Source organism: Spiroplasma endosymbiont of Halictus nicosiae (assembly GCF_978018445.1).
This window is the reverse complement of the sequence record NZ_OZ389573.1, coordinates 104,735-120,966: the sequence shown is the minus strand read 5'-3', so window position 1 is coordinate 120,966 and position 16,232 is coordinate 104,735. Positions and strand designations below refer to the sequence as shown.

Below are 16,232 nucleotides of genomic sequence, written 5' to 3'. Positions count from 1 at the left end.
TATATTTACGATAATTTCGTAAAACATAAATACTGGGGTCATTATCGTTATATTCAAAACCGCAGTATTCAAGTTCAAATAAATCAGGTCGTTCTTCTTTATTTGCTAAAACAATTTTTTAGTAATATCAGGTATTTTATTTCAAACAGCACCCATAGTTAAACGCAAATTAAAAATACCCAAACCATTAAATGCTTGTTTGTTTTCTGAATATACCTGATTGTGTTCTTTTAAAATATTTTTAATTCTTTCATTTAAAGGTAAAAATGGTGTTACAAATTTTTCATAAAAAACATGGTATTTATCAAAAGGATTAAAAGTAAATTGATTAGAATATGTTTTATGAAAATATGTTGTTACTGTTATATATTTTTTTGTTATATTATCTCATTCTTGAAATGTCCAAGATAATTCTTTTATAGGAATAGGATTATCTAAATTATATTGTTTATTACCATCATCATCAATATATTTTTCATAAGATACTTTTAAACTTTTTGAACGAAACATTGAAACTCTTAAATTATTATATCTTTTATCTAGTTCTTTATCAGTTAAAATTTCTTTTTCTTCAGCATGTATCATTTCATCTGTTCATGTCGATATAATACCGCTACCTTTACCAACCTTACACATAATTTTATTACCATTAGCATAACCAGCAAAAGCAATACGAACACCACTAGGAAAAACAATCTCGCCGCCTTCTTTAACATTTTTAGGTCAAACAATTCCATTTTTATTGTCGGGCCCTATATCAATCCCATATTTATCATATAAATAGTTACACACATTAATTGTATCGCCAAATGTAGTATCTTCGTGGGTGTTGGCGTATCTTCGCAAAATATTAGATGAAGCATCAGTAAAATTACAAGCAAAAAATAATTTTTCTGCTAAATGATTTCATGTTTTATTAGTACCACGACCCGCTGAAACAAACTTAAAAAAACTTGGCAAAGTAAAATATCGAGCATAACTATCACCAACAAAATCTTTAAATACTTCTCAATCAAAACCAAAATTATAGTCACTAAAATTTAAATCATATTTTTTATTTAAATGTTCATAACTAATAATTCGTTTTTTATTGTTAACTTTACTAAATTTTTGCATATTTATTAACCTCTTTATTTTATATATAATACATTATAAGAAAAAATGAAGGGAATTTGTATAAAAATGAGAAAATTTAAACATTTAATATTTGATGAACGAGATTTATTTAAGGATTTATTATTATCTGATACTTGTAAAAAGAAAAATGGCACAATTAATTTATCTGAAATATCACGACAAACGGGTGGTGGAGTTAATACTGTTAAAAGAGAAATAAATCGATTTAAAAATATACAAGATTATAATCCATATCAAGCACAAAAAGATTATAAACAAAAACGTAAAAAATGCATTAAAAAACTACCTAGATTTACAAAAGAGCAGTTAGATTTTATTAAAATAAGATTTAATAAATAGCACGATACACCCGAACAATTAATTTATCATTATTTCTTGGAGTTTGGTGTTAAATTTCCTGCTTGTGTTAAAACATTGTATAAATGAATTCGCTTAGGTGAATTTGGATTAAAAAAAGAAAATTTACCCCATCGTGGTAAAAAATATAAAACAAAAGGAAAAACTGATAATCGTGGTAAATTAATTAACTTTAAATCAATTTGAGATATTGAAAATAAAGTTTCTAATGTTGGATGATTTGAAATGGATACTGTTGTAGGAAAAGGCCATCAATCTAGTAATTTAGTTTTAGTAGAACAATCAAGTAAAAATTATTTTGTAATGAAATTAAAAAATAATACTGCTAATGAAGTTTTAGAAAAATTTAAAGATATTGCTAAAAATAATAATTTAATTGGAAAAATTAAAGGAATAATAACAGATCGTGGAAAAGAATTTAGTAAATGAAAAGAAATGGAAATATTTGCTGAGACACAAGTTTATTTTTGTGACTCCGGTAAACCACAACAAAAACCATTAATTGAACATATGAACGGTGAATTTAGATATTGACTTTCTAAGGTAATTGATTTTACTAATATTAGTAAAAAAATGATAGATTGAGTAGTTAATGTTATAAATGATAAACTCCGACCATGTTTAAATTGACTAAGTGCAAAGACAATGTTTTTACAAAATTTTAAATAAATTTATTAGTTAAAATTTAATAAATTATTTTTTAGTGTGCTTAAATATGAATAAAATAAAATAAAATTACAAAAATTTAATTTTTTCTGAAAAAATAGTATGTTTATGGTTTCTCAAAATTTTTATAAAGATTATTTACGAACAATTTTTGATTTAGAAAATAATACTTATGTGAAAGGATATAATAAAAAATATGGTTTATTAGTGAATAATGGTTTTAAAATTTATCCACGTTACTTTTATTTTTCTGATAAATACAAATAATTAGATATTAAATTGTATTCAGTGTTTAAAAATCGGTTTTATAATACAAATTATGGTAATCTCTTTAACTATGATTTTTCAGTTGCAAATAATTATAATATTAATCAAAATGAAGGTTATGTTTTTGAAGGTGCTTTAAAAGATAAATATCGTTTAAAATATAAAAAATTGAAGAACAAAAAATTGGTTATAATGTTTTTGAATTACAAGCACAAAAAGAAAATGATATGTATTGTTATTATGATTTTAATTTTGGTATTTATAACTGACAAGAAATAAATAATGCTGGATTATTTCCGGATGGTCAATGATGACAAGCACAATATGAAAGTTGTAATTGATATAACTTAGCATGTCATATTCGTAATGCGGCAATTTGAATTGTTAATAATATTCCGGGTGTAAAACAAGTTAATGAATTAGCGAATGGAGTTGGAAAAATTTTTGAAACAATATATAGTTTTTTTAATCAAACATTTGAGGTATGAAAATTTAGTCCAGCATTATATAATACAATAACAAATATATTTTTATTAATTATTTTTATGAAATTTGTACGATTAATATAAAAAGGACTAATAAAGTCCTTTTATTCTTTTCAATCTATAATTTTACCAGTACTGGAATTAATTGATGGTATTTGTAAATTATTAGGTTCATTATTACCATTTCAATAATAAACTTTATCATAATAATATGAATAAAATTCTTTGTTTCCATTTCATTTTATAATATTTCATTTATTATCTTTTTTTAAAATACCTATGTATCATTTTTTAGTATTTCCTTCTCCTAAAATACTTAATAACTTTTTCATATATTTATTCCTTTCTGTAAAATGTTATAATTACTTTAATTATACTATACATTAACGAAAGGAAATAATAAAATGTTTAATTTTAATAAATTTAGTGCAAATATTTATGAAAATGCTTTAAATCAGTTAAAAGAAAAGATAGAAAGAATTGATAATATAATTTTTAAAAAACAAGATAAAATAAAATATTTTGTAAAAGAAATAAAAACTAGAAAAATTAAAACAGAATTTGGAATATTAATTTATAAGAAAAGAATTTACAAATATCTTTATAAGGGTAAGAGAAAATATGTTCCTCTTGTTGAAAAACAATTTGGAGTTGAAAAATGACAAAGAATAATTAATGATTTAAAATTAAAAATAATTGCTGAAATAGTAAAAAATAAAAGATATAGTGATATATTAGATATGTTTAATTGTAAATTGCATTTTTCATCTGTTTCGCCTATTTTGCGAAAAGCATTAATAAAAAGAAAAGATAAAAAAATAGATTTAAAAAATTGAAAAAATTTATATATCAATTTGGATGATGCACATGTAACTTTTTTTTTAAATCTTATTTGCAAACTGTTAGAATAATTTCATTTAATACTGGAAAAGAAAATAATAAATCTTTAAATAAAAAATATTGTTATTTTTTTCTTAATAAGAAAACTCGAGGAGCAGAATTTAATGCTTTATTTATTAAAAAACAAATTCAAAAATTTTTTAAAAATCATGAAAATATTAAATTAATTATTGGTGGGGATAGTGCTAAATGAATTAAAAAAACTGCTAAAATTTTTGTTGGTATGTTTATATTTGATAGATTTCATGCAATAAGAGAATTAAAGAATAATATATATTGTGGTAATCGTAGTAAAGAATCCTTTTAAAATTATTTACACGCAAAGGAATTATTTTTACAAGGAAAATACGACGAATTTATAACTTTTTTAAAATTATTGCAGAATGAAAGAATTAAATTAAGGTATTTTATTAATTTAAAAAATGGTATTTTAAATCAAAATAAAGAGTGAAATATTGGCGTATTTGCTGAAAGTGATGTTTCAAGAGTTGTAAAATCTTGTTTGGGATATGGGAATAAAACATTTTCATTTTCAACATTTAAAAATATTTTGGATTTAAAAATTATGAGATTTAATTTTAGTTAATTTAAAATAATTTAATTTTAGTTTTTAAACTATTTTTTAGTATGTTAAAATATGAAATTCTTTTTTGTATTTTTATTTTTTTGTGTTATTATGTTTTTATAAAAGAAAAAAGTTTCTTGTTTTTAAATAAATTAAGTAATACCCCCGTTTATATGCAACACTCCCTAATATTTTCATGAAAATTTATTCTTTGATTAACATTAATGCTTGTTTTAACAATTTTGTCAATTTCTTTTTTATTTTAAAAAAACTTAAGTTAAAAAAACTATATATTAAAATTAAAAAATAATATTTATTATATTTATTATCTTCTAATACTGTTATTCAAGTAATAATTAAAATACTATAAAAAATATTCATAATTACACCATACAGAACAATAATTAAATATGGATAATAACCCTTTAAAATAAAATTAAGAAAAAATATTTGAAAAATGGGATCATATATCGTAATGCTAATCTTAATTTAATTATAGCAAAAAACTACTTTAAAATTGATTATCTAATCATAAATAAATTACTCTCTTTCTTAATAAAAAAAATAAATGTTATAAAAAAAGTTTGCATTTCTTAACTAAAACAATGCAAACTTTACCAACTATTTTATTTTTTTATTTTCTCAATTATTTTTTTTATTTGCTCATTACATTTTGAATAAACATCTGATAAACTACGTTTTTCAATCATTGCTCTAATCATCTGTGAAATTAAATCAGCAATTGAAATGACTTCTAACCCGTCAAATAATCGATCTTGATTAATATCAATTGTATTTGTAACAATAACCTTTTTAACTGTCCCATCATTAATAAGTTCTGTTAAACGCTCTTTTGCTGGGGATGAAAATACTCCATGGCATGCTAATAAATAAACTGCTTTTGACCCATGCTGTTTTAATGCTTTTGCTGCATTACAAATTGTGCCAGCTGTATCAATCATATCATCAACAATAAAACAAATACGGTCTTTGACATCTCCTAAAATAAATTGAACTTCACTAACATTTGGTTTTGGACGGCGCTTATCAATTACTGCAATATTCCCAGCTAAATTTCCTAAACGATTAGCCGCATCTCGTGCCCGTACTAATCCACCATGGTCTGGTGAAACAATTGTTATTTCTTCTTTAAGATGGTCTTCTTCAATTTTTCGAACAATTGTTCTTACTAATTCTTGTGTTGAGCGTAAATCATCAACTGGAACATCAAAAAATCCCATTGATTGTGGTGAATGTAAATCAACAGTCATTACTCTTGTTGCCCCTGCTGTTGTTAACATATTTGCCACTAATTTACATGTAATTGGTTGGCGACCACGTGCTTTTCGATCTTGACGAGCATATCCAAAGTAAGGAATGATCACATTAATGCTTTGTGCACTACCTCGTTTTAGAGCATCAATCGCAATTAATAATTCCATTAGATTCTCATTGACTGGTCAAGATGTTGATTGAATAATATAAACATCTTTCCCCCGCACTGAATTCATTGCCCGTACCAAAATTTCACCATCAGCAAAACGAACAGTTTCCATTTCTTGTCTTGTTACACCTAAAATTTTGCAAATTTCGTCTGCTAATTTTATTCCAGAAGATAGGCCATATATACTAAAACTTTTTTCTTCCATTAGTCCTCCTCTAAACATTTAAACTCCAATAAAAATTCTAAATTGAATCTCTACCTATTATTATATACATATCCATAATTAATTAAACTAACTTTGTTATAAAAATGCTATAATTAAATAGTGAAGGTGATTAGAATGACACAAACAAATCAAGCAAAAGATATTATTGATAATCTTCGCCCTTATATTAACCAAGATGGCGGAGATATTGAATTTGTTGAATTTAAAAATAATATTGTTTATGTTCCTTTGGCAGGAGCATGTGTTGGTTGCGGATTAATTGATTCAACAATTAAAGATGGTGTTGAACAAATTGTTAAACAAGAAATGCCTGATATTATTGCAGTAGAAGTTATTATGTAACTTCTTTTTTTGTAAATATTTTTTTAAAGCAATTTTTTCATCAATCTGATGGGTAACAACCATTCCAACTAATTCGCTAATCTTACTTTCAACTTGGTCACGATTATAATATTCACCACTAATAAATTTAGCGCTAAAGAAAACAACAACAATTAAAATAAAGCAACTAATGCAACAGCTTAAATATAAATATAAAATAACTTGCTTTAATGAATCTAAAAATAAATCATTTTTAATAAGAAATGTTACTAAAGCATTTAATGCTGAAAAACAACCCGTGACAGGTTGATTTTGAATCCGATAATTCCACATCATTGTCATTGAAAATAAAATTCCAAACAAAAATATCATTGCAAAACCATTTAAAAATTGACAAATTAATAAAACTTCCGGAATTAAAATGAAAGCAACAAAAATAAAATATAGACTTCAAATTATTAATGCTAAAATTAATGAATTTTTAATTCCAATTTTTCTAATAAAAAAATAAATAAACATTGCACCAATAATTTGCGCAAACCATCAAATTTTTTGAACTAAATCTAAATAATCTTCCACCATCATTTTACTGTGATAACGTACTCAAGTTTCTTGTGCTAAAATAAGATTTAAAAAATCACCTTGACTTAATTCTCTTAAAATAGCAATAAAAAATAATAAACTAAGAATAACAATAATTTTTCATCATGAAAATGTACTAAAATGTTTTAAAACTTTCGGAGAAAAAACACCAATATTGTTTTTAATTTTCGGCATATAAAAGCAAAAAGCAAATGAAAACATTAGGATAATAGTAATTATTCCAAAAATAATATAATGGAATGTTAATTCACTATTATTAAAATTTTTAACAAACATCAATACATTAGCACCAGTCATATTCGCTATTACAACAATTGGTAAATTTAAAGTTACTGTTGCAAAAGGATTAGTTCGATAAAAATAAATCTCATTAAAACTTAAATATCATAATGAATTTGTTGAAACACCAAAGCCAAAAGTAATTGTACAAATAATCATAGTAATTCAATTTTGCGGTAAAATAGAAACTAATAAAATTCCTAAAAACATTAAGCAATATGAAATTCAAAACCATAATTTCCGACTTTGAAATAATCCTGTAATTCATGAAGCTGGAATAAAAAAGATTGCCGTATATAAAGATGTACTAACTACTAATAAAAGAGTAATTGAATTAATATTTTTAGCAAAATCAAAAAACTCATTGATAAAAAGATTTTATTCCTTTTTTAACAATTTTACTTATGTTAGGATATATATCCTAACATAAGTAAAATTGTTAAAAAAGGATACAAAAATAAATTATCTCAATTATTCATAATTTTATCCTAAAGATTATTAAGTTTTTCAACACGAAGCGCATGACGACCAGCATCAAAAGTACTATTTAAAAACATATCAACAATTCAAATTGCATTTTGATTTGCAATAACTCTAGCACCCAATGCCAAAACATTAGCATTATTATGTTCGCGCGCTAATTTTGCTAGCATTGTTTCATTACACAATGCTGTTCTAATTCCTTTTACTTTATTTGCCGCAATTGAAATTCCAATTCCTGTTCCACAAATTATAATTCCAATACTATTTTTTTCTTTAATTACGCGTTCACCAACAGCTTGACCAATATCAGGATAATTAACTGCCTCAATACTATCTGTACCTAAATTAATAATTTCATATTTTTGTGCAATTAAATGTTTAACAATTGCATTTTTCATTTCAATACCTGTATGATCATTCCCAATCACAATTTTCATTCTTGTTCTTCTCCTTTTCCTACAATTTAACTATAACATATTGATTTTTTAAATAAAAAACAAAAATTAATTCCTTGTAATAATATTTAATAATTTTCCAGGACTCATTGGCGTTACTGTTACAATTAATCTTGTCTGTTTTGCAACTACAACATATAAGTTCCCTTTTAAATCATCTAATTTAATATATAAATTTTTTGTTGTCTCAATTCGATCAGAAGAATTATCAATCATTTTAATAATTTTTTCTTTAATAATTCAGTCATTTTCATTTTTAAAAGCAGGAATTCGTTCTCGAATTCGTTGCAAACAATGAAAAGAAAACCCTAAACGGTGTTGATAATAATATCCCATTTCTATATCCACCTACTTTACAATTATTATACAGATATATTTTAAAAAAATAATGATAAAATATTAAAAAAGTAGTACTTTCCTTTACACTTTTTTATCTATTTGCTATAATTTCTTTGTGTTTTAAAAGTCGAAAGGAGAGCAAAAATGGCTAATATTAAATCACAAATTAAAAGAGTTAAAACAAATTCAAAAGCTAATTTAGCAAATAAATCTTTTAAATCATCAGTAAAAACAGCAATCAAAAAAGCAGAAATCGCTATTAACGCACAAGAAGCAAACGCATCAGAATTAGTTAATACTGCAATTAGTTTAGTTGACAAAGCAGTGACTAAAGGAATTTATCATGCTAATAAAGCAGCTCGTGTTAAAAGCAGATTAATGCTTAAAGCACATTAATTTCAAAATCCTTTTCAACAAAGACAGTAAATATTAAAAAAATAAAAAAAATCATAATTAATATGATTTTTTTTATTTATCTTTTGATTTATCAAAAACATTATCATTCTTAAACTCATCATCAAATAGTGTTGGATCCATTTCATATTTTTGTCCATTCATCATTGCAGTAACTGCTTTTTGGTATTCTGTATTGGCACGAATTAATTTATTACGGTCTGTTTTAGGAGCTAAAACTGCTAAAATAATAACCATAATTCCTGCAAGAAGACCAGCAATCATTGAAATAATTGTAAAAATATGTAATACTTGGTAAGTTGTGCTATTATAAACTTCGCTTACTAAACTATTAATTGTCATAGTTAAATCTGAATCTGGTAATAATAATCATTCTGTTATTTCTAATTGTGGGTCGTTTTTAATAATATAGCCACCATTAGGTACCGATATACTATTAAAATATTTATCAACAACATTTGGTAATAATACTTGAATTAATGACAAAGAAGAATAAAGAAGAATAATGATTGATAATACAACTGGTCAGAATCTAACAACATAATTATCCCGTTTAAAACGCTTTTTCCCTAATAATTCATAACCCAAGAAAATTCCTGGCAAAATCGATAAAATTCCTGAGAAGGTTTGCAACCCGGCGGACTGCATTAATAAAAATTTATATTTTGAACCAAAACTAAATACTTCACTAAAATTATTGTTAGCATTATGTAAAGCACTATCAGCCACACCACCAATAATAACAATTGCACTAGTTCCTGGGATTGTATAAACAATTACTTTTGTGTCTAAATAAATATTTAAATAGGAATTTAAAAATCACAATAAAATTAACAAAGCAGAAGCTAAAATAACAAAACCAGCAACATTTTTCTTTAAAATTGGCATATACTTTGGTTTTGAAGTATAAAAGTAAAACCGTGGGTCTAAGCGTGGATGAATTGGCATATTTGCCATTTGCTGCATCATTTGTGACATATCAAATTTACTTGGATCACTAAAGTCCGGGCCAATGCCACCCATTGACGCTCCTCCTATGCCTCCAATTCCCCTTTCTAGTCCTACTTCCAGTTGTGATTCGTCTGCCGCTTCTTCATTAGCTTTAACTTTTAGCTTCTCACGAGCATTATCAATTGCTTTTTCATCAGTAAAATCAGCTGTGGCATCAATTAACTGATTAGTGACGATGTTTTCTCTGGTAATATAATTTTTTTCAACACCAAAATTTGAAGCAATATATTGCACAAAAGCAACATATTCTTCATCTAACATATTAAAAGTAGCCCCGTCAACCTTTTCAATTGTTTTTGATTCATTAGTAATATCAGCCAAAACCTGAGCAAATGAAAGAGTAAATTTATTATCATTTAAATTTACATTAAATTCTTTTTCTAATGTTAATAAATTACAAATTTGTTGAATTACTAATTTTTTAAAGTCCTGGTTAACTATTACTTGTGCCTTAATATTATCATCGTTAAAGATATTATATAATGTATAAACTATATGGGCATATAATTTATTTTCTTTCATTTATTTATGTCCCTCATCTCTCTTTTTGTAATAATTTAATTTATATCAAATAATTTAATTAAATACAAATCACTACTAATTTCTTTTCTTATTATACCTTTTTTTATATTATAATCAATTCAAAATAATTCTTGAATAATATTATTTGCTTTATTAATACTGAAATTATGCATATGCTCTGAAATTTTTTTTACTCGAAAGGGATGAATTTGTAAAATTTCTGCAATTTGTGAAGGTGTTTTTTTAAAAGCAGATAAAACAATAATATCTCTTGTAAAAATAATACTATTGGTAATTAATGCTAATAAAGCAATACTATTTAAACCCCGTTCTTGTAAATAATGATAATTTATTAAAAAACTATTCAAATCATTTTTTAATAAATCATCAACTAATTTAAAAATATCGGTATCTAAATACTTTGTCATATTATTTTCAATTAATTCCATCGTAATATTTGAGTTTATTAATAACAATTTTTCTAATTCATTTTTAATAATATATAAATTATTTGGCAAATATTCAACAATCTTAGGAATTAAATTTTGTTTAATCGTCCCATTATGCTTTGTAATATAATCATCAATAAACTTAATTAATTCATTATATGATAAATTTGTTGCTTTTAAAACACTAGTTAGTGCTAACATTTGTTTAGTTATTTTTAAACGATTACTAAGTTTATTGACTGGACAAATAAAAATAATAAAAGTACTCGGATTTGGAGCTGCTAAATATTCCATTAAACTTGTTAAATAACTTTTATTGTCTATTTTTGTCTTAATTTTTTCTTCTGTAAGAAAATAACTATCATTAACTATTATTATTCTTTTTTCTGAAAACATTGGAGTTGTGTTGGCATCATTCAGAATAAATAATAGGGGGTCTTCTAAATAATTATATTCTTGTAAATCATACTCATTATCAGGATTAATTTTTTTTAAAATCTTATTTTTTTGCATTTTAATTAAAAAAGCATCTTCTCCATATATTAAAAACATCTTTTAAAACTCCTTTAGAATGTTCTAAAACTTATGACAAAATAATATTATCATATAAAGTAAAAAATAAATTAAGGATTTAAAATAATTTAATTGCTGTTAATGCTGACATAATATTAAATTGAAGATTTCTTCTACCATTTGTAAAATAAATTTGACACCTAATTGTTTTTAAATTTTCAACAACAATTGGCGCCGGATAATTTTGGCGTTTTGTTTTTTCACCAGAGATGAAGCAAACCTTTGGTGTTATTTTTTATAAAAATGCTAAGCTTGAACTAGTTTCTGAACCATGATGCGGAACTTGTAACAGAATGATTGGAAATAATTTTTCTCGTAATAAATTTATTTCAATTTTTTTACTAATATCACCTGTTAATAAGATTTGATATTGACTTATTTTAACCAAAAGCACTAAACTATTATTATTTTCATCTTTATCATTAATTGTTTTATGTAAGACAGTAAATCCTAATCCACCAAATTGAAATGTTTTCAATTTTGTATCATTTTGAATTACTTGTTTAACATTAAAATATTTTTTTACAGTTGGTAAATTATTCTTATGATCATCATGTTGATGTGAAACAAAAATAGCATCAATTCAATTAATACCTGCTCATTTTAAATAATTACTAACTAATTGTTTTGAACGACCATAGCCAACACCAACATCATATAAAACTGTTTTTAAAGCACGCTTGTCTTGAAAAACAATTGTTTGACCGTTACCAACATTTAACATTGTCATTGAATAATGAATACTAGTAAAATATGATTGCAAACTATAACAAATTATTGATAGAATGCAAAATATTCTAAATATTTTGTTTCGAAACACACTTTTATTCATTCCTCATAAAAGAATATAATATAATAAAAGAAATCACAAAGGGACATAACCAATATTTCATATTAAATTAATTTTATTTAAAATCACCATATAATTAAGCAAAAATATTGATAAATAAAATAAAATGGTGGTATAAAAACAATTATTAAAGAGAATAAATAAATTAATGATAAGATTGGCAACAATAATAAATTAAATAAAATACTAGAAAAATTTAATTGATAATTAAAATATAACATTTATCCAAGTAGAAAAATAAATACCATTATGTTAAAATCCATATTCAACAGGTTCTATCGATTGAATATTAGTTGACAGTTCAAAATATGACAAATTATCTAATAAGGATGTTAAATAATGTCTCAAACAAAAAGTAATTTACCTAAAAAATCAATAACTAATAAACCTAAAATAAAAAATAAAAAAGTTAATAAGTTAGAATTAACTGTTAGATTACATGAAAATCCTATTAAAACAAAAATTAAGGCTCTTGTTGCTGGTGGTGTTGAAGTTGATGCTTGTTCGGCTAAATGTCAGTAAGAAGGATTAAATTACTCAACATTATGAATATATAACCCATCTGTTTTAACTGAGTTTTTGAAATTAAAAAAGATGATGAGATAAAAATTAAAGGCTCAGTATTTAATCAGTTAAATATAAAAACTAAACACTATTTTTTGTCTTTTAGAGTAGATAGTTTTGAAATTATACAAAAAGCGATTAGAAAAAGAACAAATACAAATATTAAAAAATAGGAGGAAAAACAATGGCATTAAAAAATGTAAAATATGTTCTTATAAATGAAAATAATGAACCTATTAAAAATAAAGATGGTAGTTTAGATATTAAAACTGCTGAAATTATTTTAGAAAATACTGCTGAAGTTGAAGAATTTAATTCAAGTAATTTAGAAAATAATAATCAGCAAATCAACGAACTACAAGCAAAAAATACTGAGTTAACTTCACAAATTGAACAATAAACAATTCAACTAAAACAAATTAAAGTAATTGATTTTATTAATTCTTCAACTGATAATGAAGATTTTAAAAATGTTTTATTAAAATATTATGATATTACTGATGATATTGAAATCATTAAAACAGAATTGCAAAGTGTTTATGATGAATTAATTAAGGTACAAACAGTTAATACTGGGGGCCTACCAAAAATAGAAAACAAAAAAACAATATTTTAGATACAGACAATGTATTTAATAAATAGAAAGAAGGAATAAAAATATGGATCCAAAAACAATTTTTGGCGATATTGCTAATCAAGCAACACAAAGAGACCGAGAAACAGATGGAGTTGTTGAATTAGATACAATTTTAACTTTTGCTCGTAAATTAGATCCTGTAGAAAATGATTTTAATCCTAATCTTTGGGCTGCCGATATTGAGCAAGCAATGGATACTGAGGTTGCTTATAAACGCAATAAAATTTTAGAAATTATTAATAAAGGAACAGTTACAACTATTCAAGGCAAAAAAGCAGATGATACAAATGCTTTACAAATTCATGATGAAATTATGCATAAAATATATGAAAACGGCTTTACTCCATCAGAAACAATTGTTTTAGGTTCGGCTGATTTTATTCGTGGAATTCGTAATAAATTACAGTTACAACTTGGAGCAAACGACCAAATAAATAGTGTAATCACAACAAGTGGAGCAATTAAAACTGTTGAAGGAACAACATACTATATGGTTCCTAAAAAATTACCAATTATTAATAAAGATCGTTCAGAAGGAACAATTGAATTATTACCAGATGGTGTTAATGCAATTGCATTTAAGTTTAGCAAAAAATATGACCCTCTTATTTTACGCAAAAAAGATCATACTCCGTTAAGAGTTGGTGCTGCTGCGTTAGGTACTGGAATGGGTAATACTTTGATTATGGAAAGAGTTTTATATTTAGGTGGAGCAGTGGTAGAACCCAAAGGAATTATTAAACATATTGTTTCAAAAATTGATATTAGTAAAATTAATAAATTAGATAAACCAACTATTCATGTAGCAGACCCAACAAAAGCAAAAGCCGAACAGTTAAAACCACAATTTAAAGATGTTGTTTTAAAAGCAGTTAAAGCAGTAGATGTTTCTTTAACTGAAAATGATTTTGATTACTTTATTGAAAGTAAAAGTGAAGATTGACCAATTGATATTACAAATGATAAAACAGTTGCAGTGCAAATTGAAGATAAAAACAACGCTACTGGTCAAACAAATCCGATTGATGTTAAAATTAAAAATTCTTAATAGTACTAAAAAATAGTACTTTTTCGTTTGATAAATGATATGCCAATTGGAACATCTAAAACAGCCCTTATTTATGCTGTTAAAAAAATTCCAACTAGATTGTTAATCCAACAACAAGAAAAAAGTTTTGGTTTACAGTTATTAGAATTTTTAGGAATTCAAGTTTTAGCTCTTGGTTTATCAGTTTTAACTGGTGGTATTGCTTCGGCTGTTGGTCTTGGTGCGGGATTATCTAATTTTGCCGCAGCATTTATCTCGTTTGGAGTAGAAACAGCAACCGATTTTGCCGTAAATCAAATATATGATAAATTAACATCAGAAGTAACAGCAAAAAGTACCGCCTTAAATTTGTTACCAGCAATTGGGGGAATTGGCAAATTAACGCGTGCTGTTCGAACAACTAGAATTTTAAAATTAGCAAAAGAAACTAAACTACTTGAAAAATTAGGTTTAATAACTGCTAATAACTTAGAAGATGTTGTAAGGCAAGTTACAGGTAAAAAGATTTTATCTGATAAATTAATATTTGATTTTACAAAGCAGGCTAATAATGAAACTTTATTATATACAATTGGAAAATTAGCCCGAAATGATTTTTATAAAGGTTTTAAAGTTTCTAATTTAGAGACAATTAATAATTTATTAAAAATTGAGAAAAATATTCAAAAAATAAGTCCTAAATTAGTTCAAAAAATACCACCCGTGAATGAAAAAATGCTAATAAATGATTGTCTGAATATGGATTAAATATTGATAAAATAAGTAAAATTAATATTAATGAGTGATATAATATTATGACTAATCTTTATAAAAAAGGTGTTGGTAAAAATCTACTATTAAATGCTAATTTAATGAGGGGCAGTAAAATATATAATAATAAATTATTAAATATTTTTCATCAAACACCAATTAAATTAAATAAAATTTTAAATCATTTAAACCCAAATTTTTATATTCAAAAAGTAACTAAAAAATTATTAGCCCCAATTGAAAAACAAATAATTACTATTAAACAAAAAGTAATTAGTAAAATTACTGATAAAACTAAAAAAATATTATCTAAATTTGAAACTAAGTCTATTAAAAGGGTCAATTATTACCTTTTGCTTATGGTTCTGATGTTTTTTTAGCAGTTAAAATTGTTCCTTTATCAGTTGCGGGTGAAGTTGTTTTAACAATATATTATAAAAATCCTAAATATGTCCCTATTGTCGTTATGACAACTTTAATCAAAGCAGAACAGTTTGTTTTGGCTCCTGAACCGTTTAAATTCTATATGAACAGTGAGTGGTTTATTGGTTGGGGATTTAAAAAAACAAGTTTGTTTAATTTAGTTTCTTTTGCCCCACTTGTTTATCAGCAAGTAGTAAAAGATAGTTTTAAAATATATCGGACAATTGCTAAGATATTAAAAATGCAAGAACAATTTAAAAATAACTTTAATAAATATAAATTGTTAAATACGCTAGAAGATAGTGCGGTTACTAGTTTGTTAGGTAATGAACTAGTATTTCAAGCATATAAACAACTCAGAACAAAACAAGATTTAAACAAAACAATTAAAACAAAAACATTACTAAATAGTAAAAAAATTATATTAAAGAAAATATATTCTAAAAAAAGTAAATGATAAGGAG

General features: G+C 24.5%; 20 protein-coding genes and 2 pseudogenes. 13 read left to right on the top strand and 9 right to left on the bottom strand.

What is annotated here, in order from left to right; translation table 4 throughout:
- Positions 1-105: 105 nt before the first annotated feature.
- Positions 106-1,116, bottom strand: coding sequence for a hypothetical protein (locus ACZ91P_RS00835; RefSeq protein ID WP_465157581.1), 1,011 nt, complete (start codon positions 1,114-1,116; stop codon positions 106-108).
- 66 nt (positions 1,117-1,182) lie between these two features.
- On the opposite strand from ACZ91P_RS00835, the pseudogene ACZ91P_RS00830 reads away from it, so the two are divergent.
- A pseudogene (locus tag ACZ91P_RS00830) lies at positions 1,183-2,163 on the top strand (IS30 family transposase).
- A gap of 99 nt (positions 2,164-2,262) precedes the next feature.
- Positions 2,263-2,996, top strand: a pseudogene (locus tag ACZ91P_RS00825) (spiroplasma phage ORF1-like family protein).
- A 20-nt stretch (positions 2,997-3,016) separates the two neighbouring features.
- On the opposite strand, the gene ACZ91P_RS00820 reads toward ACZ91P_RS00825, so the two are convergent.
- Positions 3,017-3,244: a hypothetical protein gene (locus ACZ91P_RS00820; RefSeq protein WP_465157579.1), complete on the bottom strand. Its 228-nt coding sequence runs from the start codon at positions 3,242-3,244 to the stop codon at positions 3,017-3,019.
- Positions 3,245-3,316: 72 nt separating this feature from the next.
- Here ACZ91P_RS00820 and ACZ91P_RS00815 point away from each other — a divergent pair, with 72 nt between their 5' ends.
- The 3 genes from ACZ91P_RS00815 to ACZ91P_RS00805 all read left to right on the top strand — a co-directional run bounded on the left by ACZ91P_RS00815 (position 3,317) and on the right by ACZ91P_RS00805 (position 4,398).
- On the top strand, positions 3,317-3,823 hold the full coding sequence (locus tag ACZ91P_RS00815) for a UPF0236 family transposase-like protein (RefSeq protein ID WP_465157577.1): 507 nt from the start codon (positions 3,317-3,319) through the stop codon (positions 3,821-3,823).
- On the top strand, positions 3,805-4,119 hold the full coding sequence (locus ACZ91P_RS00810; RefSeq protein WP_465157576.1) for a UPF0236 family transposase-like protein: 315 nt from the start codon (positions 3,805-3,807) through the stop codon (positions 4,117-4,119). The genes ACZ91P_RS00815 and ACZ91P_RS00810 overlap by 19 nt, the downstream gene beginning before the upstream one ends.
- 69 nt (positions 4,120-4,188) lie before the next feature.
- The gene (locus ACZ91P_RS00805; protein WP_465157575.1) at positions 4,189-4,398 is read left to right on the top strand and encodes a hypothetical protein; all 210 of its coding nucleotides are present in this window, start codon (positions 4,189-4,191) and stop codon (positions 4,396-4,398) included.
- 605 nt (positions 4,399-5,003) lie between these two features.
- Here ACZ91P_RS00805 and ACZ91P_RS00800 read toward each other — a convergent pair.
- Positions 5,004-6,026 carry a ribose-phosphate diphosphokinase gene (locus tag ACZ91P_RS00800; protein WP_465157574.1) on the bottom strand — a complete coding sequence of 341 codons (1,023 nt, stop codon included), beginning with the start codon at positions 6,024-6,026 and terminating at the stop codon, positions 5,004-5,006.
- Positions 6,027-6,161: 135 nt separating this feature from the next.
- On the opposite strand from ACZ91P_RS00800, the gene ACZ91P_RS00795 reads away from it, so the two are divergent.
- Entirely contained in the window at positions 6,162-6,389 is a 228-nt protein-coding gene (locus ACZ91P_RS00795; protein WP_465157573.1) for a NifU family protein, read from the top strand.
- Here ACZ91P_RS00795 and ACZ91P_RS00790 read toward each other — a convergent pair.
- The 3 genes from ACZ91P_RS00790 to ACZ91P_RS00780 all read right to left on the bottom strand — a co-directional run bounded on the left by ACZ91P_RS00790 (position 6,303) and on the right by ACZ91P_RS00780 (position 8,524).
- Positions 6,303-7,460, bottom strand: a complete 1,158-nt coding sequence (locus ACZ91P_RS00790) for a hypothetical protein (RefSeq protein WP_465157572.1) — start codon at positions 7,458-7,460, stop codon at positions 6,303-6,305. The genes ACZ91P_RS00795 and ACZ91P_RS00790 overlap by 87 nt on opposite strands.
- Before the next feature lie 278 nt (positions 7,461-7,738).
- Entirely contained in the window at positions 7,739-8,170 is a 432-nt protein-coding gene (rpiB, locus tag ACZ91P_RS00785) for a ribose 5-phosphate isomerase B (protein WP_465157571.1), read from the bottom strand.
- Positions 8,171-8,236: 66 nt separating this feature from the next.
- Positions 8,237-8,524 (bottom strand): hypothetical protein, encoded by a 288-nt coding sequence (locus tag ACZ91P_RS00780; RefSeq protein WP_465157570.1) that lies wholly within the window; start codon positions 8,522-8,524, stop codon positions 8,237-8,239.
- A 147-nt stretch (positions 8,525-8,671) separates the two neighbouring features.
- Here ACZ91P_RS00780 and rpsT point away from each other — a divergent pair, with 147 nt between their 5' ends.
- Positions 8,672-8,923 (top strand): 30S ribosomal protein S20, encoded by a 252-nt coding sequence (rpsT, locus tag ACZ91P_RS00775; RefSeq protein ID WP_004028323.1) that lies wholly within the window; start codon positions 8,672-8,674, stop codon positions 8,921-8,923.
- A gap of 72 nt (positions 8,924-8,995) precedes the next feature.
- Here rpsT and ACZ91P_RS00770 read toward each other — a convergent pair whose 3' ends face one another.
- From ACZ91P_RS00770 to ACZ91P_RS00760, 3 genes are all read right to left on the bottom strand, one after another.
- On the bottom strand, positions 8,996-10,474 hold the full coding sequence (locus tag ACZ91P_RS00770) for a hypothetical protein (RefSeq protein WP_465157569.1): 1,479 nt from the start codon (positions 10,472-10,474) through the stop codon (positions 8,996-8,998).
- Positions 10,475-10,509: 35 nt separating this feature from the next.
- Entirely contained in the window at positions 10,510-11,475 is a 966-nt protein-coding gene (holA, locus tag ACZ91P_RS00765) for a DNA polymerase III subunit delta (RefSeq protein ID WP_465157568.1), read from the bottom strand.
- A 256-nt stretch (positions 11,476-11,731) separates the two neighbouring features.
- Positions 11,732-12,226, bottom strand: coding sequence for a ComEC/Rec2 family competence protein (locus ACZ91P_RS00760; protein WP_465157567.1), 495 nt, complete (start codon positions 12,224-12,226; stop codon positions 11,732-11,734).
- Between the two features lie 459 nt (positions 12,227-12,685).
- Between ACZ91P_RS00760 and ACZ91P_RS00755 the strand changes: the two genes are divergently transcribed.
- From ACZ91P_RS00755 to ACZ91P_RS00730, 6 genes are all read left to right on the top strand, one after another.
- The gene (locus tag ACZ91P_RS00755; protein WP_465157566.1) at positions 12,686-12,868 is read left to right on the top strand and encodes a hypothetical protein; all 183 of its coding nucleotides are present in this window, start codon (positions 12,686-12,688) and stop codon (positions 12,866-12,868) included.
- A 226-nt stretch (positions 12,869-13,094) separates the two neighbouring features.
- Entirely contained in the window at positions 13,095-13,310 is a 216-nt protein-coding gene (locus tag ACZ91P_RS00750) for a hypothetical protein (protein WP_465157565.1), read from the top strand.
- 259 nt (positions 13,311-13,569) lie between these two features.
- A complete protein-coding gene (locus ACZ91P_RS00745) occupies positions 13,570-14,595 on the top strand; it encodes a hypothetical protein (protein WP_465157564.1) in 1,026 nt (341 codons plus the stop codon).
- A 39-nt stretch (positions 14,596-14,634) separates the two neighbouring features.
- Positions 14,635-15,342: a hypothetical protein gene (locus tag ACZ91P_RS00740; RefSeq protein ID WP_465157563.1), complete on the top strand. Its 708-nt coding sequence runs from the start codon at positions 14,635-14,637 to the stop codon at positions 15,340-15,342.
- Positions 15,324-15,725, top strand: coding sequence for a hypothetical protein (locus ACZ91P_RS00735; RefSeq protein WP_465157562.1), 402 nt, complete (start codon positions 15,324-15,326; stop codon positions 15,723-15,725). Before ACZ91P_RS00740 ends, ACZ91P_RS00735 begins: the two co-directional genes overlap by 19 nt.
- 86 nt (positions 15,726-15,811) lie before the next feature.
- On the top strand, positions 15,812-16,228 hold the full coding sequence (locus tag ACZ91P_RS00730; protein WP_465157561.1) for a hypothetical protein: 417 nt from the start codon (positions 15,812-15,814) through the stop codon (positions 16,226-16,228).
- The last annotated feature ends 4 nt before the right edge of the window (positions 16,229-16,232 follow it).